Raw genomic sequence first — 23,220 nt, forward strand, 5'->3', positions numbered from 1 at the left:
GACAGGTGCGCGCAGTCGTGCGAGGCTCGGAACATGCCCCGCGGAGGTTGGTACTTCTGTTTGAAGCACCGGCAGGTCGAGCCCAAGGCCGGCTGCCGAGCTGCTGAGCGCTTGGGGCCGTACCCGGACCAGGAGACCGCGGCCCGAGCGTTGGAGATAGCCCAGGAGCGCACGAAGGCGGCCGATGAGGCCGAGTCGCGCTGGAAAGACGACGAGGACTGATCCTCGTGGCGGCGGCGGGCGGTCCACCTGGTGGCATCGGGGTCGCCGCTGCCGCGATGGACTTCTCGGCCGTCCGGACCGAGCTGGGCCTGCCCGTGGACTACCCGCCCGCTGCGCTGGCGGAGGTCGAGCAGACCGTGGCGCAGCCGGTGTCCACCGGCATCCGGACCGATGCGACTGATCTGCCGCTGGTCACCGTCGATCCGCAGGGCGCCAAGGACCTCGACCAGGCGGTGCTGATCAACCGCCGTCACACCGGATACCGGATCCACTACGCGATCGCCGACGTGGCGGCGTTCGTGCTCCCCGGCGGTGCTCTCGACGTCGAGGCGCGGCGCCGCGGCCAGACCCTCTACCTGCCCGACGGCAACGTTCCGCTGCACCCGACGCGGCTGTCCGAGGACGCCGCGAGCCTGTTACCGGGCCAAGTGCGGGCGGCCGTGCTGTGGACCATCGATCTCGACTCGGACGGGCTGCCGGTGCGCGTTGACGTCCGCCGCGCGCTGGTCCGGTCGGTGGCGCAGCTGGACTACGACGGGGTGCACCGGTCGCTGGAGCAGGGCGTTCCGCACCCGTCGATCGCACTGCTGCCCGACGTCGGGCGGTTGCGCCGGGAGCAGGCGATGCGGCGTGGGGCGATCGAGCTCGGATTGCCCGAGCAGCAGGTGGAGTCCGACGGCGCGGGCGGCTGGCAGCTGGTGCTGCGGCCGCGACTGATGATCGAGGCGTGGAACGCGGAGATCTCGCTGCTCACCGGCATGTGCGCGGCGGAGATGATGCTGTCCGCCGGGATCGGGGTGCTGCGCACGGTGCCTGATCCGGAGCCGGAAACCGTTGCGGGACTGCGTCGTTCGGCGACTCGGCTCGGCGTGGACTGGCCGGTGGACCTGCCGCCCGCGGTGGCGCTGGCCGAACTGGACCCGATCCGGCCGGAAGCGCTCGCCGTGCACGTCGCGGCGACGCGACTGCTGCGCGGAGCCGGTTACACCGCCTTCGGCGACGGCGCGCCCGCGAAGGCCAACCACGCAGGCATCGGCGCGTCGTACGCGCACGTCACAGCCCCGCTGCGACGGCTGGTTGACCGCTACAGCGCGGAGGTGTGCCTGGCGGTGGCCGATGATCGCCAGGTGCCCGGGTGGGTGGCGGAGGCGTTGGCCGCGCTGCCCTCGGCGATGGGCAGCTCCGACCGGATCGCGGGCCAGGTGGAGCGGGCCTGCATCGCGCAGGCGCAGGCGTGGTCGCTGGTCTCGCGGGTCGGGGAGGAGTTCCCGGCCACCGTGCTGCGCGCCGCCAACGGCGTGGCGGGCGAGGTGTTCGTGGCGGATCCGCCGGTCATCGCCCGCTGCACCGGTGATGGTCTCGGCGAAGGGCAGAAGGTTCGGGTGCGGCTCGTGGTGGCCGATCCGACACGCCGGGAGGTCGCGTTCGAAGTGGCCTGACGCACACCCCGTGGCGGATTCCGCCGCACCGGTCGATCGTTGACCCAACAGTAGGGTCGATGGTGACGAAAGGGGCCAGAGGTGGCTGAGGTGCGGGAGATGACCATCGGAGTCCTCGGCGGGACTGGGGCGCAGGGTCGCGGGCTGGCGATCCGGTGGGCGAAGGCAGGGCTGAAGGTCGTCATCGGCTCGCGCAACGCCGAACGCGCCGAGCAGGCGGCGAAGGAGATCGTCGAGATCGCGGGCGGTGACGTCACCGGCCAGGACAACGCGGGCTGCGCGGCGGCCTCGGACATCGTGCTGGCGGCGCTGCCGTGGGAGGGGCACGCGGAAACGCTGAAGTCCCTGGAGGCGCAGCTGGCGGGCAAGATCGTGATCGACTGCGTCAACCCGCTGGGCTTCGACAAGAAGGGCCCGTACGCGCTTCCGGTGGAGGAGGGCAGCGCGGCGCAGCAGGCCGAGCAGCTGCTGCCGGAGTCGCGGGTGACCGCGGCGTTCCACCACGTCTCGGCGGTGACCCTGGCGGACCTGACCGTCAACGACGTGGACCTCGACGTCCTCGTCCTCGGCGACGACCGCGAAGCCACCGACGTGGTCCGCGCCCTGGCGGACACGATCCCCGGCGTGCGCGGCATCTACGGCGGCCGCCTCCGCAACGCCCACCAGGTGGAGGCGTTCACGGCGAACCTCATCGCGATCAACCGCCGCTACAAGGCCCACGCCGGCCTCCGCATCACCGACATCTGACCCCCGCCTGGGTGAACCCACATTTCCCTAAATTTGGAACCCTCCCTGACTCGACGCGATCTCGCCTGGTCAGGGAGGGTGGGGTGTCAATTTCGCGAGAAATTGACCGTCACTCGGGTGAACGTCAATTTCTCGCGAAATTGGCACGGCCTAGGGTGACGGGCGTTGTTGTCGGGGGAGCGGGACCCTGGGCTTCGGAGGTGGTGGCGGTGCTGCCGGAGGAAGCGAGTTCCTGGAGCGACGACGAGCGGGAGCGGGCCGACGCCCTGCTCGACGGCCACGCCATCGTGGTCAACGTCCGCAAGGGCGGTCCGCACAAGCACCTGGTGCCGTGGCTGGAGGAGTCCGGCCTGCTGACCTACGTGGGGCACTCCGGCCCGCGGCACTCCTGGCCGGAGTCGGAGTTCGCCAGCCCGTTCCTCATGGAGGCCAAGGTCGACCGCGAGGCGATGGTCCGGCACTACGAGCAGTGGCTCGACGAACAACCGAACCTGCTGGCCAAGCTCCGCGAGGGCGAGCTCGCCGGCCGAGCTCTGGGCTGCTGGTGCGCCCCGAAGCTCTGCCACGCCGACGTCCTGGCCAAACGAGCAGGCTGAGCGCGATTTCGCGGGAGTCCGCCCCGCGAAATCGCGCCCGGGCCGGTCACATCTCGGCGCGACGCCCGCCGTCCACCGTCCAGGCGGCTCCAGTGACGTAGGAGGCCTTGGGCGAGAGCAGGAACGCCGCCACGGCCGCGAGTTCGGCCGGATCGCCGGAGCGGCGCAGCGCCGCCGCCTGCTCAGCGGCCTCCTGCGCCTTGGGGTTCCCGGCGGCGAGCTCGCGGGCGCGTTCGGTGTCGAAGCGACCCGGCAGCAGCGCGTTGATCCGGACACCGCGCGGACCGACCTCGTTGGCCAGGTCCTTGACGAAACCCTGGGTGGCCGGGCGCGCGACGTTCGAGCTGGCCAGCCCGGTCAGCGGCTCCGCACCCGATGTAGAGGTCAGCACGACCACAGAACCGCCGTCGCCGAGTTCAGCGGCGACTTCGCGCGCCATGCGGATCGGCGCGATGGTGGCGATCTCCAGGCCCCGCCGCAGCATGTCGTCGTCCAGCCCACTCGGCATCCCGGCCGGCGGACCGCCGTGACTGACGAAGAGCCCGTCCAGCCGCCCGAACTGCTCCCGCGCGTAGTCGATCAGCCGACGAGGCGCGCCGGGGTCGGTCAGGTCCGCGGCGAGCCCACGTGCCCGGTCGCCGAGCTCATCGACCGCCTTCGAGGTGTTCTCCGCCGACGAGGACGAGACGACGACGTTGGCGCCCTCGTCCGCCAACGTCCGAGCGGTGGCGAAGCCGAGCCCCTTGCTGGCGCCGGTGACGATGAAGCAGCGCCCGGAAAGATCCAAATCCATGCCCGGAACCCTAAGCAGCTGCGGCCGCCACCGGAACCCAGCACGGTCACCAGACCACAGTTTCAATTGAAGCTGTAAATCCCACCCACGGCGGACCACAGTTTCAATTGAAACTGTGATCCCGGCCGCCCGGGGCATACCGTGGGGACATGCCTGAGGCGCAGTTCGGGGCGGAGACGTCGAAGCGAGGCGAGTGGGTGCGGCAGGCGAACCGGTTCACCGACCGGATCACCGCCGACGGCTCCTCCGGGTGGCCGGTGGAGCCGGACCGGTACCGGCTGGTGGTGAGCCTGGCCTGCCCGTGGGCGCACCGGTCGGTGATCGTGCGCCGCCTGCTGGGCCTGGAGGACGTCCTGTCACTGGGCATCGTGGACCCGATCCGCGACGGGCGCGGCTGGCGGTTCAGCCTCGACCCGGACGGCCGCGACCCGGCAACTGGGATCTCCTACCTATCCGAGGCGTACCTGGCCGCCGACCCGGAGTTCGCCGGGCGGTACACGGTCCCGGCCATCCTCGACCTCGCCGAGCACAAGGTCGTCACCAACGACTACCCGCAGATCACCCTGGACCTGTCCACGCAGTGGCGCGCCTACCACCGCGAAGGTGCCCCGCAGCTGTACCCCGAACACCTGCGCGCGGAGATCGACGAGGTCAACGCCCTGGTCTACGCCGACGTCAACAACGGCGTGTACCGCTGCGGCTTCGCCACCTCTCAGCAGGCCTACGAGCAAGCCTTCGAGCGGCTGTTCGCCCGCCTGGACTGGCTCTCCGAGCGGCTGACCGACCGCCGCTACCTGGTCGGAGACACGATCACCGAGGCCGACGTCCGGCTGTTCACCACGTTGGTCCGCTTCGACGCGGTCTACCACGGCCACTTCAAGTGCAACCGGCAGAAGCTGTCCGAGCTCCCGGCGCTGTGGGCCTACGCCCGAGACCTGTTCCAGACCCCGGGTTTCGGCGACACGGTCGACTTCGACCACATCAAGCGCCACTACTACGTCACGCACCACCAGATCAACCCGACGGGCGTCGTTCCGCTGGGCCCGGATCCGTCTGGTTGGCGCACCCCGCGCGGCCGGGAATCCTTGGGCGGCAAGCCCTTCGGCGACGGAACCCCGCCTGCCTGAGCGGCGATGGTCGCTAGAGCCACCATCGCCACCCAGGAATCAGGGCATCAGTTGAAGGAGTGCTCCGCGGTGGGGAAGGAGTGCCCGCGCACGTCCTCTGCGAAGCGGGTGGCGGCGTCGGCGAGGATGCCGCCCACATCGGCGTAGCGCTTGACGAACCGCGCCGTGCGACCGGTGTTCATGCCCGACATGTCGGTCCACACCAGCACCTGCGCGTCGCAGTCCGGACCGGCGCCGATGCCGACCGTCGGGATGCGCAGCTCACCGGTGACCTGCTTGGCCGCAGCAGCGGCCACCATCTCCAGCACGACGGCGAACGCCCCGGCCTCCTGTACGGCCAGCGCGTCGGCCATCAGTTCCTCGGCCTTGTCGCCGCGTCCCTGCACCCGGTACCCGCCGAGCCCGTGCTCGCTCTGCGGCGTGAAGCCGATGTGCGCCATGACCGGAATACCGGCGGATACCAGCGCTTCGATCTGCGGGGCGTAGCGCCGCCCGCCCTCCAGCTTGACCGCGTGCGCGCGACCTTCCTTCATGAACCGCGTCGCGGTGGCCAGCGCCTGCTCCGGCGAGGCCTGGTAGGAGCCGAACGGCAGGTCGGCCACCACCAGCGAGTGCTCGGCGGAGCGGGTTACGGCGCGGACCAGCGGCAGCAGTTCGTCCACGGTCACCGGCAGCGAGGACTCGTAGCCGTAGACGTTGTTCGCCGCCGAGTCGCCGACCAGCAGCACGGGGATCCCGGCTTCGTCGAAGATCCGCGCCGTGTACATGTCGTAGGAGGTGAGCATCGGCCAGGCTTCGCCGCGCTCCTTCATCTGCTGCAGGTGGTGGATGCGGACCCGGCGCTTGGTGGGGGTCGAGCCGTACGGGGCAGCCGTTTCGCCCTGGTTCTGGGCAGCAGTCATCGTTGACCGTCCTGTTCCCTCGAGGCCTGCTGAGCAGGTCCCCGGGTCGTTGCGGATGGTTGCACCGAAAGCGTCGCACGATCCGGCGGCTTCGCCGATACCCGTCGGAGCAACGTCACACCGGGAGGCTTTTTCCTCTGGCCGCTGCCCGGTGTGAGCGGAGCATTCGGGACGGGAGGGATCGGCGATGCGCAACCAGGACACCCATATCAAGCTGCACGAGCTGTTCAACGAGCGCGAACTCGACGAGATCGACCACTACATCGGTGCCGATTTCGCCTACATCGACCATCCGCGGCGCGGCACCATGCACACGCTGGCCCAGTTCAAGGAGTGGCTGGGGGAGTGGATCAGCGCATTCTCGGATGCGCAGGTGATCGGCGCGTCCTACGTCGACGGCCCCGGCTTCTCGGTGGCCTACTTCCACGGCCGCGGTCAGAACGACGGCCGATTCCGCCGACACGCGGCGACCGGCCGCCAAATGGACATGGCCTTCTGCGAGACGCTGCGCTACGACGAGCACGGCCGGGTCATCGGCGGCGAGGTCTACTACGACCAGTTGACCTTGCTCGCCCAGCTGGGCCTGCTCGAGCAGGTCACAGCCCGCCGCGCGTGAGCGGTCAACCGATCCAGGGCTCGGCGATGCGCTGGTAGGTGCCGTCGTGCATCGCGAGGTTGAGCCACTGGTCGACGTACTGCTGGAACACCACGTCGCCCTGCGGTAGCAGGTAGGCCTTCTCGCTGAAGGTGAACGGCTGGTCCGGGTGCAGCGAGCACAGCTCGGGGTGCTGCTTGGCCTGCCAGCGGGTCTCGGCGGCGTCGGTCATCATCAGGTCGGCCTTGCCGTCGATGATCTGCTGGAAGATCGTGTTGTTGTCCGGGTGGTCGACGATCGTGGCCTGCTTGAGGTGCTCCCGGGCGAACTTCTCGTTCGTCCCACCGGGATTGACGACGGCCCGAACCCCGGGCTGGTCGATCTGCTCCAGCGTCTGGAACCGCGCGGCGTTCTCGCAGCGGGTGATCGGCGCCTTGCCGTCCACGGCGTAGGCCTTGGTGAAGAACGCCTCGCGAGCGCGCTCCATCGTGATCGACACCCCGCCGACGGCGATGTCGCACTTGCCGGTGAAGTCCTCGACCAGCGTCTTCCAGGTGGTGGGCACGATGGAGGCCCGAACCCCGAGCTGCTCGGCCAGGTCGTGCGCCATGTCGATGTCGATCCCGCTCCACTCACCGGCCTGATCCCGGTAGGTGAACGGCCGGTAGTCCCCGGTGCTGCACACCCGGAGCTCCCCGCGCTGCACGACCTCGTCCAACCGGTTGGCGGCAGCTTCGGGCTCCGGCGCCGAGGTGCACGACGCGCTCACCGCGACAACCCCGGCCACGACCAACCCGACCCCGAACCGCTTCCACCGCATGGCGCCCACCTTTCGATCTTCGACGACCATGCATAACCCGCCAACCCGACAAAATCCAGATCTGATCGTTTTCAGCGCAACTGCGGCCTGCCTCGCACCTCCAAGAGAACGAAGAACAGATCCGCCTCATCTGGGCCGGAATCGCGGCGTTGGCGGTCTTCGCGCTGGCGCTGCTGGTGATCGTCTTCGGCATGCGGATGATCGGCGCGCTGTGGCGCAAATGCGAGATGAGCGGTTCCAGCACGGGCGTCTCGTTGACCTTGGGGGTCCTGCCGGTCACGATCCTGCTGAACCTCTTCCTGGTTCCCCTGGCCGCATTGGTGTTCGCGGGATGCCAGCGCGTCGAGGCTCGCCTGTTCATCGGCAAGCAGGCCGGCGACGAGGTCGTCGTCCGTCTTCTAGAACGTCTCTTACCTGCGATTTTCACCTTGGGAAAAACGGTGAAAAACAGGATGCAACCAAAACCCCATCTCAACGTCTAATGGGGTGGGGAGTGCGTGGGACGCGGGAGGGAGGGGTCTGGGGGTACCTCCCTCCCGCACCCCGCGCCCCGCATCGCCTCAGACCTCGGCTGATCGGATGCCGCCTCGGCGATCGCCTTGCGGATCGCGGACACCGAGAGCGCTGGTTCGTCGGCTCGGAACCGCACCTGCTCGACCTCATGGGTCGTGCCGTTCGGCAGGACGATGGGAACCGGCTCGGAGAGCGTCACGCACACGTTGGTCTGGTTTCCCACCACGATGGCCAGTTCCGGGGCACCACCCTGGTCGTGGAACTGGAATGTGGCTCCCCCGTGGGACTTCCGGGCGGACGACACGCCGGTGATCGACGGTAGGGGCAGCTGCAGCTCGAACCGGGCTCCGTTGCGGAGCACCAGCCGACCCCGGCCCACGAAGTGGGGTCGGGTGACCAGGGCGGCCAGCGCGACCACGACTTGCAGCACCGCGCAGACGTCCAGCACGTGCACGATCGGCCACGGCACGAGGAGCCCGACCACTGCGGTCTCCAGCGCCAGCACGAACGCCAGCGTCAGCATCAGCGGAACCTGCTCACGGGCGTAACCCAGCTCGGTGTCGTCCGGACCGATGCCGATCCGCCGCCGCCGCAGGAACGCCCACAAGCTCGCGGCCCGGCGTTCGACCGCCAGCCGCCGCAGGACCTTTCTCACCGCGCACCACCGGGATCGCGTGGTCGGTGGGACGCCAGCCGGATCGCCCTGCGCAGCACTTCCGCCTGAGCCGGCCCGATCGAGTCGAACAACGCCTTGCTGAAGGCGTGCTCGAGGGCGAGCTCGGCGCCGCTGTCCCGGACCAGCGCCAGGGCCTCGGCCGGCATGCTGTCCGCCATCGCCTGGGCCAGCGGCACCACCCGGGCATCGTCCGGGGCTGCTTCGGCCAGTTCGTCGAGCCGGTGTTGCAGTTCACGGCCGCGAGCGAGGGCGTCCGGGGCGGTGGCGGGGAGGACTGCCGCGAGAACCTGGTCGCGCTGGTCCCCGTTGGTGGTGTCCATCAGGGCGAACAATTCCCGCTCCAGGGCGGCTATCGGTGACGGCGGTTCGGGCTCGGCGTGGTTCAGCGCCGCCAGCAGTTCAGCGGTTTCCGGCGAAACGGTGCCGTCCACGTCCAGCTCACCACGTTCGGCGCGTTCGATGAGCTTCCCCAGCCGGGCGCGGCGATCGCGGATCTGCTGTTCCTGCTCAGCGAGTTCGCGGTCCAGGTCGACCAGGATCTCGCGCAGATCGCGTCCGCTGTCGTCGGTCAGTGCGTCGCGGACCTCCTGGAGGCTAAGCCCGAGTTCGGTGAGGCGGCGGATGCGCGCCAGCGTGATCGCGTCGCGCAGGCCGTAGTGGCGGTAGCCGTTGGACCGGCGTTCCGGTTCGGGGAGCAGACCCTGGTGGTGGTAGTAGCGCACGGTCCGCGTGGACACTCCGACCAGTGCGGCGATTTCACCGATTCGCATGCCGACAGTAGAAACGTTGACGCTGCGACAAGGTCAAGTCGGACGCTTACTGGCGTTCGGTGGGTGATGGGCGGCGCATCGCCCAGGTTCGGGGGCCGCCATCGGGGAGGTCGACCTCTGCGGTCACTTCGAAGCCCAGTTTGCGGTAGAAGTGCAGGTTCGACTCGAGCGAGGTTTCGAGGAAGCAGGGGACGTCGGCGGCGTCCGCCGCGTGCAGGCCCGGCTCCAGGACGGCACGACCGAGTCCCCGGCCCTGCCGGTCGGGTCGGACACCGACAGTGGCGAGGAACCACACGGGTTCGGTCGGTCGGTGCGGTTGCATCGCCTGCTCGGTGGCGTCGGCCGCTTCGGCGCGGTCTCCAGCGATCTCCTGGGCTTCCGCCGCCAGGTCGGCGAAAGCGGCCAAGTCGGTGGCCGGAGTGGTCCAGACGGCTACGGCCTCGGCGTCCCCGCACACGTGCACCTGACCGTGCGGGAGCCCGATCCGCTCCAGGTACATGCGTTGGGTGCGCCTGACCCGACCGAGGTGGTCGTCGGCCGAGATCGTGTGCCGGGTGAATGGGTAGTCGGCGAAGGCAGCGGCAAGGGTGTCCGCGGCAGCCTCGAGGTCGTCGGAAAACGCATCACGTGCGGGAGGAGCCATGCGGTCGACGCTATCAACGCACCCGAACACCCGGCCATTCGTTTTCCCTGGTAACGGCCACTGCGGTAGTTCCCGCTGCGAACGTCGGAGAGATCTGCGCACCGCTCGCGGCACGTGGAGCGCTCAGCGTTCGGTCGTGGTTGGTGCGGCCATCGCTCGGTAGGCGGGGCGGAGGAGGTCCACCGCGGAGGTACCGCCGATCTGCACCGGTAGCGGGTCGAGTTCGTCGAGGACTGCGTCCGGCGCCGTGGTTCCCGTGGTCGGCGGGGGAGCTGGGGGTTCCGGGGCTGTCCAGAAGGTTTCCAGGGAGGCCGACAGCGGTTCCGGGCCGGTGGGTTCTTCCGTCGCGGGGCCGGTGGTCGTGCCTCGGAGGGCGCGGAGGCGGTCGAGGAGTTCTTCGCGGGAGCGGCCTCGCCAGGCGAGGATTTGGAACGGGTCCGCGTCGAAAGACTCCGCCAGGAGGTAGCAGGTCGCCGCCAGGTGCTTGCACGGGATTTCCCAGTCCGGGCAGGAGCAATCCATGGTCAGCTCGCGCATGGTCGTCGGGAACAGCTCCAGGCCGAGCTCGGCGAAGATGTCCTCGATGTCCTGCGGCATCTCCCCGGCCAGCAGTTTCGCCGCGTACAGCGCCTGCCCGGCCAGCGTCCGCTCGACCTGGTCCCACTCCGCCGACGAGAGCGCCTTGATGGCGATGCGCGCCCGGTACGGCTGGGGCCGGGAGCCCTGGACCAGGCCGACCACCACGCTCGTCGACAGCGACAGGTTCAGCACCTGGCCTGCGCGCGCGTAGTTCTTGCCGCGCTGCAGCCGTCCGCCCATGCCGAACGACTCCAGCACTTCGATGAACCGGCGCGACCACCAGGTCTGCGCGATCTCGCCGCGCTTGCTGCGCGCCTTGATGCCGCCCTCGACCCGAATCGGCTTGCTGGGCTTGGGAAAACCTCCGTACCAGTCACTCACCGATGGCCTCCGATTCCAGCGCGACCAGCTCGCGCAGCTGGCTGGTGGACAGCTCGGTCAGCCAGTTCTCACCGGACCCGACCACCAGCTGCGCCAACGCCTTCTTGTCCGCCATCATCCGGTCGATCTTCTCCTCCAGGGTGCCGATGCAGGTCAGCTTGCGGACCTGCACGTCCCGGCGCTGCCCGATGCGGAACGCCCGGTCGGTGGCCTGATCCTCGACCGCCGGGTTCCACCAGCGGTCGAGGTGGATGACGTGGTTGGCGGCGGTCAGCGTCAACCCGGTACCGCCGGCCTTGAGCGACAGCAGGAAGATCGCCGGCCCGTCGGTCTCCTGGAACCGCCGGACCATCTCGTCGCGGGCCTTCTTCGACGTGCCGCCGTGCAGGAACAGCACTTCGGTGTCGAACCGGGCGGCCAGGTGCGGCACGAGCATCCCGGCGAAGCCCGCGAACTGCGTGAAGCACAGCGCCTTGTCGCCGTCGGCCAGCACCGATTCGAGGATCTCCTCCAGCCGCGCCACCTTCCCGGACCGGTCGGGCAGCGGGGAGCCGTCGCCGAGCAGCTGCGCCGGGTGGTTGCACACCTGCTTGAGCTTCGACATGGTCGCCAGCACCAGGCCGCGCCGCTCCATGCCCTCGCTGTCGGCGATGCGCGCCAGCATGTCGTCCACCACCGCCTGGTAGAGCGAGGCCTGCTCGGCGGTGAGGTTGCACAGCTGCTTCATCTCGATCTTGTCCGGCAGGTCGTCGATGATCGCCGGATCGGTCTTCACCCGCCGCAGCACGAAAGGCCCGGTGACCTGCCGCAAGCGCGCCGCGGCTTCGGTGTCGCCGTCGCGCTCGATCGGCACCGCGAACCGCGCCCGGAACGTGCTCAGCGAGCCGAGGACGCCCGGGTTGGCGAAGTCCATGATGGACCAGAGCTCGGCGAGCCGGTTCTCCACCGGCGTGCCGGTCAGCGCGATCCGCTGCCGCGCGGACAGCCCGCGCACCGCCCGCGACTGCCGGGAGTTGCTGTTCTTGACGTTCTGCGCCTCGTCGAGCACCACCCGCTCCCAGCGGATCTCCCGCAGCACGGCGGAATCCCGCGCCGCCAGGGGATAGGTGGTGATGACCAGGTCGTGCCCGCCGACCTCCTCCATCAAGTCCTCGCCGGTGAGCCGGTCGGAACCGTGGTGGATGTGGACGTCCAGCGACGGCGCGAACTTCGCGGCCTCTCGCTGCCAGTTGCCGACGAGCGACATCGGGCAGACCAGCAGCGTCGGCCCACGCGAACCGTCGGCGCGCGCCAGCGCTTCCAGCGCCAGCAACTGCACGGTCTTGCCCAGACCCATGTCGTCGGCGAGGCAGGCGCCCAGGCCGAGCCGGTCGAGGAACGCCAACCAGGCCAAACCACGTCGCTGGTACGGGCGCAAGGTCGTGTTGAACCCCTCGGGCGGCTCCACCGGTTCCAAGTGCTGCTCGAGCTGACCGGACAGCAGGTCGCCGACCCAACCGCGCCCGCTGACCTCCACGACCGGCATCGGCCGTTCGTCGTCCTCCCCGGGGCGCCCAGCCTGCAGCAGCACCTCACCGGCGGTCATCTGGCCGGACCCGGACTGCTCCAGGAACGCCAGCCCGGCCGCGAGCCGCTTGCGATCGATCCGGACCCACCGGCCGCGCAACCGAACCAGCGGAACCTTCGCGGCGGCAAGCTCTTCGAGCTCCGACTCGGTCAGCTGCTCGTTGCCGAGCGCCAGGTCCCAGCGGTAGTCGACCAGGTCGGCCAGTCCGACGCCGGACTCCTTGGCCACTGCACCGGCGGTCCCGGTGCTCGACGCGGTCAGCTTCAACCCGAGCTGCTCGGTGCGTCCCCACCAGGACGGCAGCAGGACGCCGAAACCCGCCTGATCCAGCAGCGCAGCGCTGGTGAGGAATTCGTACGCGCCGGTGGCGTCCAGCAGCAGCTCGCTCGGGTGCGGCACGCGCAGCGCCGCGTCCAGCGCGGGGAAGATCCGGCTGGCCTCGCCGAGATCGGTGAGCAGCAGCTCCTCCGGCTCGTCGGTCCAGCGCTGCAGGACCATGCTGTCCGCGCGCCACACCTCGTTGGCCGACACCAGCACGCTCGGATCGTCCACTGCCTGCAGCAGGAACTCCAGGCGCCAGTCCTCGTCGTCCTCGGGTGCGTGCAACCGGAAGCAGGTCCGCACCGGGTTCTCCCGGCCGCCGCTGGCCCGCCAGGTCTCCAGCTGTCGCGCGAGTTTGCGGACCTGGTTCTCGGCGCTGTCGAAACGCGGCTCGCCGGTCAACGCCTTCAGCCACGCCGCCACTGCGGTTCGGCCTCCGGCCAGCTCGAGATCCGCGACCCGACTGCGCACGATGCCGTCGACCAGCACGTTCAGCGCGTTGCGCAGGACATCGGCCGGTGCATCGCCGCGCTCGCAGCGGAACGCCGGTGGCATGGCGTCGCGCAGCGCCACGAAGTGCGCAGAATCCGTGCTGGACAACGCCGGTCGCCACCGCGCGGTCGGCCACTCGGCGACATCGACCAGCGCGGGCAGCACCCGTCCCTGCGACACCAGCTGCTCCGCCCACTCGGCGAGGCTGCGCAGGAAGTGCGCCGAGACCCCCAACCGGCAGCCGGGCACGCCCTCGTCCAGCAGCTCGGCCACCGTCGCCGGATTGCACGACACGGCGGGGACCAGCCATTCCCGCAGCCGCAGCTTCCCGCGCGGCGCGGGCCCGGCGGTCAGCGGATCCCGGACCAGTTCCGGCGAGGCGACCGGCGCGGAAGCGTAGGACGGCAGCTGGATCGGGATGGAGTCGACCTTGAACTGCTCGTTGGACAAAGCATCCCGCAACGCCTCACCGGAAACCGCGAACGGATGCGCCAGCGGACCGCGGGGTGCGCGCCCCGCAATCCGCGCCGGGAGCTCGGAATCCTCCGCCCACAGCACCAGACGTCCGTCCACAGTGCACAACGCGTGCACGGCCCACACCGGATGATCCTCCTTCGATGAGTGCGGATCGCGAGTGCGTAACAGTGTTCGAACACTGTTACGCACTCACGACCCGGAACCCGTGCACGGTGTTTGTCGTCTTACAGCCGACTCGGGTTCACGGCGCGATCTCGCGCCACCGGTTGGTCAGCGGCAGCCGCCGGTCCCGGCCGAACGCCTTGAACGTGATCTTGGTCCCCGGCGGGTACTGCCGCCGCTTGTACTCAGCGCGGTCCACCATCTGCAGCACCCGCTCGACCAGCTCGGCGTCGAAGCCCTCGGCGATCAGGTCCGCGTAGCTGCGGTCGCTCTCCACGTAGCCGTCCAGCACCACGTCGAGCACGTCGTACTCGGGCAGCGAGTCCTGGTCCACCTGGTCCGGCCGCAGCTCCGCCGACGGCGGCTTGATGATCGAGTTCTCCGGGATCGGCGGCACCTCGCCGCGCTTCTCCGCATCCGCGTTGCGCCACTGCGCCAGCTTCCACACCAGCGTCTTCGGCACGTCCTTGATCGGCGCGAAGGCGCCCACCGCGTCGCCGTACATGGTGGAGTAGCCCACCGCCAGCTCGGTCTTGTTCCCGGTCGCCAGCACCAGGTGCCCGCGCTGGTTGGACAGCGCCATCAGCAGCACGCCGCGGGCGCGCGCCTGCACGTTCTCCTCGGCCAGCCCGGCCAGCTCCAGCTGCCGCACGTACACGTCGACCATGTCGGCGATCGGGTGCACCTCGAAGTGGCAGCCGATGCGCTCGGCCAGCTCGGCGGCGTCGGACCGGGAGTGCTCGGAGGAGTAGTTCGACGGCATCGAAACGCCGTGCACCGAGTCCGCGCCGAGCGCGTCAGCGGCCAGCGCCGCGACGACCGCCGAGTCGATGCCGCCGGAGAACCCGAAGGTCACCGTCCGGAAACCGTTCTTGTGCACGTAGTCGCGCAACCCGGTGACCAACGCGCCCCACACCTCGGCCTCGTCGTCCAGCGGCTCGGCCGGGGGATCGGACGGCAACGGCTCGTAGCTCGGCAGCGGCTCGGGCTGCACCACGATCCGCTGCACGTCGAAGGCCGGCATCCGAATCGGGCCAGGCTCGGCGGGCACCGTAGTCGAGGTGTGGCCGCCGGCGGTCAGCTCCAGGTCCTGCAGCAGCAAGTGCTCGGCGAACTGCGGCGCCCGTGCGGTGATCTCGCCGTCCACCGCGGCGATCATCGAATCGCCGTCGAAGACCAGCTCGTCCTGCGCGCCGACCAGGTTGACGTAGGCCACCGGCGCCCCGGCTTCGGCTGCCCGCCGCACGACCAGCGGGGTGCGGGCGTCATCCTTGGCGCGCTCGTAGGGCGAGCCGTTGAGGCACACCACGAGGTCCACGCCGACCTGGCCCAGCGCGGCCACCGGGCCGCCGTTCTGCCAGATGTCCTCGCAGATCACCACGCCGACGTCCAGTCCGTGGAACCGCACGATCGGCAGGTCGAAGCCGGGCGCGAAGTAGCGGGCCTCGTCGAACACGCCGTAGTTCGGCAGGTGGTGCTTGTGGTAGGTCGCCACGACCTCGCCGCCGTAGAGCAGCGACGCGGAGTTGCGCGGTCCCTGGTCGTCGCGGCCGAGGTGCCCGACGATCACCAGCGCGTCCCCGCAACCGGCTTCCTGCAACCGGCGGGCGAGCTGCTCGACCTCGGAGAGGTTGGCCGCCGCGAACGACTTGCGCAGCGCGAGGTCCTCGACCGGGTAGCCGGACAGCACCATCTCGGGGAACGCCACCAGGTGGGCGCCCTCCTGCACGGCGCGACGGGTCCACTCCAGGACCATCGAGCTGTTCCCGGCGATGTCGCCGACGCATGCGTTGACCTGTGCGAGTGCGATGCGCAACTGGGGCATGCGCCCATCTTCGCGCACCCGACCGGGCGGTGTCGTCCCGCCCGGCGCGGCTCACACCTCCTCATGCATGTCACGATCCAGTGGTGAACCGCCTACTGACAGCGCTCTCCGCAGTCGTCGTGCTGGGCGCCGCCGCGTGCAGCCTGCCGACGCAGAGCCCCCAACCGCTGCAGCCGCACACCGAGAGGAAGGGGCCGGTCGGACCGGTTCCGCCGGGCTTGGAGCGCTTCTACGGCCAGGAGCTGTCGTGGGGGCCCTGCGCGCCTTACACCCGGACTGACAGCGATCGGTCCGCTTACGCCAGCCCCGGGCTCGAGTGCGCGCGCCTGCAGGTCCCGATGGACTACGCCGCCCCGCAGGGCGAGGTGATCACCATCGGTGTCCTGCGCAGCCCGGCCACCGATCAGCAGCAGAAGATCGGTTCGCTGCAGATCAACCCCGGTGGCCCGGGTGCATCCGGGATGAGCACGGCGGCGAGCTTGGCCGGATCGCTGCGCAACACCGAGCTGGGGGAGCGGTTCGACCTGATCGGCTTCGACCCCCGAGGCATCGGCGCCTCAGAGCCGGCGGTGCGCTGCCTGACCGACCAGGAGCGCGACGCCGAGCGGTTGGACTCCGACGCGGACACCTCGCCGAGCGGGATCGCGCAGACCGAGAGCGAGGAGCGTGACTACGTGAACAAGTGCGCCGAGCGCACCAACCCCAAGCTGCTGGCCAACGTCGGCACCCGCGACGTCGCTCGGGACATGGACGTGCTCCGCTCGGCGCTCGGCGACGAGAAGCTCACCTACGTCGGCTACTCCTACGGCACCCTAATCGGCGCGGAGTTCGCCGAGCAGTTCCCCGGCAACGTGCGGGCGATGGTGCTCGACGGAGCGATCGACCCGGGTCAGTCGGTCATCGACCAGCTGGTGGCGCAGGGCGCTGGGTTCCAGCGCGCCTTCAACGACTTCGCGGCCTGGTGCACGGCGCGCCAGCAGTGCTCGCTGGGGCGCGACCCGAAGGCCGCGGTGGCGCAGTTCCAGCAGATCACCCGCCCTCTGGTGGAGCAACCGGCGCGCGCCGGTGACGGCCGCGAGCTGTCCTACAAGGACGCCACGATGGGGGCGATCCAGGCGCTCTACACACCCAGCCTCTGGAACCAGCTGGACGGCGGGCTCGCCGAGCTGCGCCAGGGCAGCGGCCGGACCCTGCTCTCGCTCGCGGACAGCTACTTCACCCGCGAGCAGGACGGCCGCTACTCCAACACCAACGACGCCTTCGACGCCGTGCACTGCGTCGACGACCAGCGCGTGATGGATCCGAACCAGCGCCGCGAAGCCGACTTCCGCTACCGCCAGGCCGCGCCGTTCCTCGACGACGGCAACCCGCCGAGCGCGGCGCGCGACATGTGCGCCTTCTGGCCAGTCCCGGTCACCGGCGAACCGACCGAACCCGAGGTCGGTGCGCTGCCCCCGACGCTGGTGATCTCCACGACCGGTGACCCGGCAACGCCCTACGACGCGGGCGTCAAGCTCGCCGCCGCGCTGCACGGCCGCCTGCTCACGTACGAGGGCACCCAGCACACGGTGTTCCTGCAGGGCGCCTCCTGCGTCGACGACGCGGGCACGCGATACCTGGTCGACCTGAAGGTCCCAGCAGAAGGAGCTCGCTGCTCAGCGAAGTGACCAACGTTAAGAAGGGCGTCTCCCGACCGAGGAGGCGCCCTCCTTCACGTCTGAGCGAGGATCCGTCGCAGCGCCGCGCGGACGATCACCACCTCCGGGTAGCCGGACATTCATGGACCAGTTACGCGATTCGGCGCTGGAACTCTTAGGCTGCGAGCATGAACCGCCAGCAGGAGTTCGTGCTCCGCACCTTGGAGGAACGTGACATCCGCTTCGTGCGGCTGTGGTTCACCGACGTCCTCGGCATGCTCAAGTCGGTAGCGATCTCGCCCGCCGAGTTGGAAGGCGCCTTCGCCGAGGGCATCGGGTTCGACGGCTCGGCCATCGAGGGCTTCGCCCGGATCTACGAATCGGACATGGTCGCCAAGCCAGACCCGGCCACCTTCCAGGTGCTGCCCTGGGAGACCCCCGACGGCGAGCACTACTCGGCCCGGATGTTCTGCGACATCCACATGCCCGACGGCTCACCGTGCTGGTCGGACCCGCGGCACGTCCTGCGCCGCACCCTGGCTCGGGCCACCGAGTCGGGCTTCACCTGCTACGTGCACCCCGAGATCGAGTTCTTCCTGCTCAAGAACCTGCCCGACGACGGTTCCGAGCCGGTGCCGGCCGACTCCGGCGGCTACTTCGACCAGGCCAGCCACGACGCCGCCCCGCACTTCCGGCGCAACGCCATCGAAACGCTCGAGGCGATGGGCATCTCGGTGGAGTTCAGCCATCACGAGGGCGCGCCCGGCCAGCAGGAGATCGACCTCCGCTACGCCGACGCGCTGACCATGGCCGACAACGTGATGACCTTCCGGTACGTGGTCAAGGAGGTCGCGATCACTCAGGGCGTGCACGCCTCGTTCATGCCGAAGCCCTTCAGCGCCCAGCCGGGTTCGGGCATGCACACCCACTTCAGCCTCTTCGAGGGCGACCAGAACGCCTTCTACCACCCGGAGAACCCGTTCGAGCTCTCCGACGTCGGCCGCGCGTTCGTGGCCGGCATCCTGCACCACGCCCGTGAGATCAGCGCGGTGACCAACCAGTGGGTCAACTCCTACAAGCGCCTGATCGTCGGCGGCGAGGCCCCGACCGCGGTGTGCTGGGGCCACGCGAACCGCTCGGCGCTGGTCCGGGTGCCGATGTACTCGCCGGGCAAAGCGTCCTCGCGCCGCGTCGAGGTCCGCAACCTGGACTCGGCCTGCAACCCGTACCTGGCTTACGCGGTGATCCTCGCGGCTGGCCTGCGCGGCGTGGACAAGGGCTACGAGCTGCCGCCCGCCACCGAGGACGACGTGTGGGTGCTGACCGAGCGCGAGCGCAAGGCCGCCGGCTACGCCAACCTGCCGCAGAACCTCAACGAGGCGCTGAGCGAGCTGGAGTCCTCCGAGCTGGTCGCCGAAACCCTCGGCGAGCACGTCTTCGACTTCTTCCTGCGCAACAAGCGCGAGGAGTGGAACGCCTACCGCAGCCACGTCACGCCCTACGAGCTCCGCACCCTGATGCCGATGCTCTGAGGCCCGACACACCGGGGCGTGTCGGAACGATCGGGGAGCGGGCGGGATCTGCCGAGGTCATCGAGGTCCCAGTGCCGTCGTGCGGACGGAGTTCGGCACCGGCGCTGGGGCTCGTGGGGTTGGGCTTCTGATCGGTGCTCGGGTAGCGATAGGTTGCGGCCGTGACTGATTCGCAGGCGAAGCATGACCCGATCAGCTCCGAGGAGTCCTCCCTGCAGTCCGGTGTGCTGGAGCAGTCGGCGGAGCTGTTCGAACCGGAGTGGCCGGCGGAAACGCCAGGAGAACCGGCCGCGGGCACGCTGCTCGGGTGCACCCTGGCCTGCCCGGACCAGCTCCCGGCCGCCAGGGTCCTGCGGGACACCTTCCGCCGCCACCACCCGGACGCGAGGTTCGCGCTTCTGCTGGTGGACCAGCTGGGCCAGGCGGAGGCGGACGCGCTGTCGGTCACCGACATCGGCCTCGACCCGCAGGAGTTCGCCCGGTTGGCCACCGGGTGCACCGCGGAGCAGCTGCGCAACGTCCTGCGCCCGCGGTTCCTGCAGCACCTGCTCAAGACCGGTCACACGACTCTGTACTTCGAGCCGTCCGTGCAGGTCTTCGGCCGCTTCGACGACCTGCTGACCGGTCTGACCCCGGATCGCCCGGTCGCGCTGGTGCCGCGCGTGCTGCGCCCGCTCGCGGTGGACGGCCTGCGCCCCAGCCCGGCTGACCTCGCCGAATCGGGAACCTTCGATCCGAGCGTGTTCGCGGTCCGGCCCGGTGCCGAGCAGCTGCTCGAGACCTGGGTGGAACAGCTGCGCAGCGACCCGACGATGGTCACGCCGGTCCTCGACGACGCCCCGGCGCTCGTCGACCACAAGGTGATCCGCGACCCCGGCGTCGGCCTGTCGGTGTGGAACGCGGCGCAGCGCGAACTCGCGGTCTCCAGCGAAGGCAAGCACACGGTCGACGGCGCAGTGCTGCGCAGCGTGCACTTCGACGGTTTCCAACCGCAGCGGCCCTGGCTGCTCTCCACGACCTACGCCGACCGCCCGCGCATCCTGCTCTCCGAGTACCAGACGCTCGCCGGATTGTGCGCCGGCTACCGGAACGCGCTGGTCGAGGCGGGCTACACGCGCGAGGAGCCGCACCCGTTCGACGCTCTGCCGGACGGCGCGGTGCTCCCGAACACCCTTCGCCGCGAATACCTCGGTGCCTGGCTCGACGGCGAAGCCCCGCCGAGCCCGTTCGAGCAGGACGCGCTGCCGGAGTTCCAGGAGTGGGCCTGCTCCCCGGCCGACGACCAGCAGCGCGTCGCGGGCGGTTCCCGCTGGACAGCGGCGGTGTGGACGGACGACCCGGTCCTGCGCCGCGACTACCCGGACCCGTTCGGCGCCGACGCGGAGGCCTTCCACGAGTGGTGCGTCGGAGTCGGGGTGGCCAGCGGCCGCGTCCCGGCCGAGGCGGTGCACCGCAGGACCGGCAACCGCGCAGCCCTCGTGGACCAGCTCGGCGTAGCGGTCCTGGGCCAAGGACCGCTCGCGGAACTGCTGCGGGACGCGGTCGGCACATCGGGCCTGCCGTCCGCGGACACCGCCTACTACCCGGTAGTCCTGCGCTGCGACCCCGATCTGCCGGTGCCGGTCGGCCGATACGTGATCGACGTGCACACCGGCACGGTCGGCTCCGACGACGTCGCCGAAACCTGGGTGCTCTCCGAGAACAGCCGGGCCGCGGCCCGCCGCAGCGGTGCGAAAACCCGAGTGGTCACGCTGCCCGCACCCGAGCGGGAGCTCGTGGACCTGCCGACGCGCAAGGGCACGCGCGCCCGGTTCGAGCTGTCCGACGAGTTCGTCATCGCCTCCTGCGCGGATCACGCAGCCGAGCGCGCGGACAACGCATTGGGCGTGGTCAGCGCATTCCTCGCCGCGTTCCCGGAACGCGACGACGTGCGGTTGCTGATCGGTGTGGTCGGCGCGGACAAGTTCCCCGAAGCGGCCGAACGCCTGCGCCTGGCCACTGCGGCCGACCCGCGCATCCAGCTCGTCGAGGACGAGTTCGACCTCCAAGCCCTGCTGTCCGCCTCGGACTGCTTCACGTCGCTGCACCGTGCCGGAGCAACCGACGACCACGTGCTGAGGCTGCTCGAAGTCGCCGCGCACGGCATCCCGGTGATCGCCGGGGACCACGGCGCGGTCGCCGAGATCTTCGGAGCGGAAGCGGCCCGCCTCGTTCCCTGCCAGGGCCCTGGTGAGCCCGACATCGACGCGGCGGCAGAACTGCTCCGCCAAGCCGCCGACGATGCCGAGGCAACCGCGGCTTTCGGCGTGGCAGCGAGGGAGAACCTGCTAGCCACGCACACCGTGGCCCGAGCCGGTGCCCGCCTGCGCGAGCGGGTCGAGCACGCCTACCGGAACTGGCGGACGAAATGGTCGACCGACAGCCACGGCCAGTTCGACGATCCGCTGCGCCCCCTCCTGGTGGCCCGCCACGCGCTGCACCGCGCCCCGGACACGGGAGTCGGCAGCCGCAATTCGATGGCCCCGGCCCTGCGCAAGGCGGTGCTCAAGGCGCTGAGCCACTACGACGAGCACATCCGCGACGTCATGCGCTCGATGGTCGACGGCGTCGAGCAGACCGCGTCGGAACTCCTGCGCCGCCAGTACGAGGCGGACGGCGACGGCGACGTGGAAGCGATGCGCGCCGAGCTCGCCCAGTTCTCCCAGCGCCAGGACCAGCTCGGCGCCCAGCTCATGGTCACCGAGGACGGAGTGGTCCGAGCCCGCGCCGACCTGGCTGAGCAGCACCGCCGGCTGCGGGAGCTCGAAACCGGCACGGTCGACGACTCCAGGGTGAACGCTCTCGCCGAGCGCATGGACAGCCTGACCAGCGCGGTCGAGCGGATCCTCGACCGCATGGACGCGCTGGAAAAGCGCCACTCCTCCGGCCAGAGCGTCGAAACCTCCGTGCGCGCCGCATCGACCGACGCCGCGAACGCCCTGCAGCGCACCGACGTCCTGCAGCGCATCCTGCTCCGCGAGCACGAGCGCAACACCGGAGGCGGGGACGGCACCACAACACCGGTGCTTTGCGACGCAGGCCTGCTGCGCTTGCCGACCGACGACAGCTTCATGCTCCCGTGGCTGTCCTCGCACCCGACCTGGGACACCGACGCCTCCGCGCTGATCGACTCATTGCTGGAACCGGACGGCATCTTCCTCGACATCGGTGCCTACGTCGGCTACCAAACGGTGCGAGTGCTCAGCCGCCTCGGAAACAGCGGGGCGGTGGTCGCGGTGGAACCGTGCTCGCGCAGTGCAGAACTGCTCAAGCGCAACGTCGAGGTCAACGTCCCGGCAGCCTGGGGCCACCGCATGGTGCTCCTGGAAGGCGCGGCCTGGGACGCCCCGTGCGACATGACTTCCGAAGCCTCGCTGGCCGGAGGCCTCTCGGTCGCGCCGGCGGAAGACGGCGAGGAAGCCTCAGTGCGAGGCATCCGCCTGGACCGAGAGCTGGAAGGCCACGCAGCCCTGCGCGACATGAAGCTGTCCGTGGTGCACGTCGACGTCGGTGCCCGGGTGCACCGGGTGCTCGGCGGTCTGGTCCGCCTGCTCCGCAGGGATCGCCCATCGATCGTGTGCTCCTTCACACCGGCGGCGATCAGCCAACTGGGGGACGATCCTGCGGCGGCGCTCCGCGAGTTCGGAACCTGGGGCTACGAGCTGATCCCGGTCGGTCGAACCCGCCCGGTCGAGGCGTCTGACCTGCTAGAAGCCATTAACGCGGCCGGATCGGCGAGCACCGTGAAGCTCTGGCTGCGCCCGAAAAGCAAGTAGCGGTAATCCGCTGTCCGAGTGAAGTCAAGCGGCTGACCAGGCGATTTGACTTTGACGCAGAGTGTGCGTAACTTTCTCTTCGCCGCACGGAAAGCCGAACGGACCGGGACGCAAGAGCCCGGCGAGGACGGCAGCGGGAGCGCCCCGGAGGACGGAAACGATCTCCGAGGAGCGCACACCGGCCGGGACGCGCGGGTTTGACACCGCGAAGCGCACCGGGTAACGTAAAGCAGTTGCCAGGGATCCGATAGGAAACCAGGCGCGTTGATAACTGAAGCAAGGCTCGATCTTCGGAGAGATCAGCGAGGGGCACCCCCCTGAAACCCCGAAAACAGGGCCTGCTAGAGTTACCGACACAAGAAAGCGAAAGAAAATGCTCCCCGGAGCTTCACGGCCTGAAAATGGTTGTGGGTGATGGTGTGGGTGTGTTCTTTGAGAACTCAACAGCGGACTGTTTTGGTTAGTGTTCTTTTATGCCCCCGACCAAAGCTTTAGGGTTTTGGTTGGTGGTTTCTTTGAGTATGACGCTCCAAACTTTCGGGTTTGTGTGAGTGTCTGCTGGGATTGTTTCAACAGCATTGTTGGAGAG

General features: G+C 69.6%; 19 protein-coding genes. 10 read left to right on the plus strand and 9 right to left on the minus strand.

All coding sequences use genetic code 11. The features are described 5' to 3' along the window. Nucleotides 1-33 precede the first annotated feature (33 nt). The 4 genes from ACWCO2_RS16100 (at nucleotide 34) to ACWCO2_RS16115 (ending at nucleotide 3,004) form a co-directional block, all read left to right on the plus strand. Complete coding sequence (locus tag ACWCO2_RS16100; RefSeq protein WP_450128505.1) at nucleotides 34-222, plus strand: hypothetical protein; 189 nt, start codon at nucleotides 34-36, stop codon at nucleotides 220-222. 5 nt (nucleotides 223-227) lie between these two features. Next, nucleotides 228-1,661 (plus strand): RNB domain-containing ribonuclease, encoded by a 1,434-nt coding sequence (locus ACWCO2_RS16105; protein WP_450128506.1) that lies wholly within the window; start codon nucleotides 228-230, stop codon nucleotides 1,659-1,661. Nucleotides 1,662-1,742: 81 nt separating this feature from the next. Continuing rightward, complete coding sequence (gene npdG, locus ACWCO2_RS16110) at nucleotides 1,743-2,408, plus strand: NADPH-dependent F420 reductase (protein ID WP_450128507.1); 666 nt, start codon at nucleotides 1,743-1,745, stop codon at nucleotides 2,406-2,408. A 209-nt stretch (nucleotides 2,409-2,617) separates the two neighbouring features. After that, on the plus strand, nucleotides 2,618-3,004 hold the full coding sequence (locus ACWCO2_RS16115) for a DUF4326 domain-containing protein (protein WP_450128508.1): 387 nt from the start codon (nucleotides 2,618-2,620) through the stop codon (nucleotides 3,002-3,004). A 46-nt stretch (nucleotides 3,005-3,050) separates the two neighbouring features. Here ACWCO2_RS16115 and ACWCO2_RS16120 read toward each other — a convergent pair whose 3' ends face one another. Next, the gene (locus ACWCO2_RS16120) at nucleotides 3,051-3,797 is read right to left on the minus strand and encodes an SDR family NAD(P)-dependent oxidoreductase (protein ID WP_450128509.1); all 747 of its coding nucleotides are present in this window, start codon (nucleotides 3,795-3,797) and stop codon (nucleotides 3,051-3,053) included. A gap of 149 nt (nucleotides 3,798-3,946) precedes the next feature. Between ACWCO2_RS16120 and ACWCO2_RS16125 the strand changes: the two genes are divergently transcribed. After that, entirely contained in the window at nucleotides 3,947-4,924 is a 978-nt protein-coding gene (locus tag ACWCO2_RS16125) for a glutathione S-transferase family protein (RefSeq protein WP_450128510.1), read from the plus strand. Nucleotides 4,925-4,971: 47 nt separating this feature from the next. On the opposite strand, the gene panB is transcribed toward ACWCO2_RS16125, so the two are convergent. Beyond that, nucleotides 4,972-5,826, minus strand: coding sequence for a 3-methyl-2-oxobutanoate hydroxymethyltransferase (gene panB / locus ACWCO2_RS16130; RefSeq protein WP_450128511.1), 855 nt, complete (start codon nucleotides 5,824-5,826; stop codon nucleotides 4,972-4,974). 187 nt (nucleotides 5,827-6,013) lie between these two features. On the opposite strand from panB, the gene ACWCO2_RS16135 reads away from it, so the two are divergent. Continuing rightward, complete coding sequence (locus tag ACWCO2_RS16135; RefSeq protein WP_450128512.1) at nucleotides 6,014-6,442, plus strand: ester cyclase; 429 nt, start codon at nucleotides 6,014-6,016, stop codon at nucleotides 6,440-6,442. A 4-nt stretch (nucleotides 6,443-6,446) separates the two neighbouring features. On the opposite strand, the gene ACWCO2_RS16140 is transcribed toward ACWCO2_RS16135, so the two are convergent. Continuing rightward, on the minus strand, nucleotides 6,447-7,241 hold the full coding sequence (locus ACWCO2_RS16140) for a transporter substrate-binding domain-containing protein (RefSeq protein ID WP_450128513.1): 795 nt from the start codon (nucleotides 7,239-7,241) through the stop codon (nucleotides 6,447-6,449). 149 nt (nucleotides 7,242-7,390) lie between these two features. On the opposite strand from ACWCO2_RS16140, the gene ACWCO2_RS16145 reads away from it, so the two are divergent. Continuing rightward, on the plus strand, nucleotides 7,391-7,723 hold the full coding sequence (locus tag ACWCO2_RS16145) for a hypothetical protein (RefSeq protein WP_450128514.1): 333 nt from the start codon (nucleotides 7,391-7,393) through the stop codon (nucleotides 7,721-7,723). Here ACWCO2_RS16145 and ACWCO2_RS16150 read toward each other — a convergent pair. The 6 genes from ACWCO2_RS16150 to ACWCO2_RS16175 all read right to left on the minus strand — a co-directional run bounded on the left by ACWCO2_RS16150 (nucleotide 7,720) and on the right by ACWCO2_RS16175 (nucleotide 15,647). Next, complete coding sequence (locus ACWCO2_RS16150; protein WP_450128515.1) at nucleotides 7,720-8,409, minus strand: hypothetical protein; 690 nt, start codon at nucleotides 8,407-8,409, stop codon at nucleotides 7,720-7,722. The genes ACWCO2_RS16145 and ACWCO2_RS16150 overlap by 4 nt on opposite strands. Next, entirely contained in the window at nucleotides 8,406-9,200 is a 795-nt protein-coding gene (locus tag ACWCO2_RS16155; RefSeq protein ID WP_450128516.1) for a MerR family transcriptional regulator, read from the minus strand. Before ACWCO2_RS16155 ends, ACWCO2_RS16150 begins: the two co-directional genes overlap by 4 nt. Before the next feature lie 46 nt (nucleotides 9,201-9,246). Next, nucleotides 9,247-9,843 (minus strand): GNAT family N-acetyltransferase, encoded by a 597-nt coding sequence (locus ACWCO2_RS16160; RefSeq protein WP_450128517.1) that lies wholly within the window; start codon nucleotides 9,841-9,843, stop codon nucleotides 9,247-9,249. A 123-nt stretch (nucleotides 9,844-9,966) separates the two neighbouring features. Continuing rightward, on the minus strand, nucleotides 9,967-10,803 hold the full coding sequence (locus ACWCO2_RS16165) for an SWIM zinc finger family protein (RefSeq protein ID WP_450128518.1): 837 nt from the start codon (nucleotides 10,801-10,803) through the stop codon (nucleotides 9,967-9,969). Further along, nucleotides 10,796-13,783, minus strand: coding sequence for a DEAD/DEAH box helicase (locus tag ACWCO2_RS16170; RefSeq protein WP_450128519.1), 2,988 nt, complete (start codon nucleotides 13,781-13,783; stop codon nucleotides 10,796-10,798). The genes ACWCO2_RS16165 and ACWCO2_RS16170 overlap by 8 nt, the downstream gene beginning before the upstream one ends. Before the next feature lie 118 nt (nucleotides 13,784-13,901). After that, nucleotides 13,902-15,647 (minus strand): NAD+ synthase, encoded by a 1,746-nt coding sequence (locus ACWCO2_RS16175; RefSeq protein ID WP_450128520.1) that lies wholly within the window; start codon nucleotides 15,645-15,647, stop codon nucleotides 13,902-13,904. An 83-nt stretch (nucleotides 15,648-15,730) separates the two neighbouring features. Between ACWCO2_RS16175 and ACWCO2_RS16180 the strand changes: the two genes are divergently transcribed. The 3 genes from ACWCO2_RS16180 (at nucleotide 15,731) to ACWCO2_RS16190 (ending at nucleotide 22,631) form a co-directional block, all read left to right on the plus strand. Next, complete coding sequence (locus ACWCO2_RS16180) at nucleotides 15,731-17,314, plus strand: alpha/beta hydrolase (protein ID WP_450128521.1); 1,584 nt, start codon at nucleotides 15,731-15,733, stop codon at nucleotides 17,312-17,314. Nucleotides 17,315-17,472: 158 nt separating this feature from the next. Beyond that, entirely contained in the window at nucleotides 17,473-18,816 is a 1,344-nt protein-coding gene (gene glnA / locus ACWCO2_RS16185; RefSeq protein ID WP_450128522.1) for a type I glutamate--ammonia ligase, read from the plus strand. 161 nt (nucleotides 18,817-18,977) lie between these two features. Then, entirely contained in the window at nucleotides 18,978-22,631 is a 3,654-nt protein-coding gene (locus tag ACWCO2_RS16190; protein WP_450128523.1) for a glycosyltransferase family protein, read from the plus strand. Nucleotides 22,632-23,220 lie beyond the last annotated feature (589 nt).

Source organism: Saccharopolyspora sp. NPDC002376 (assembly GCF_053593195.1).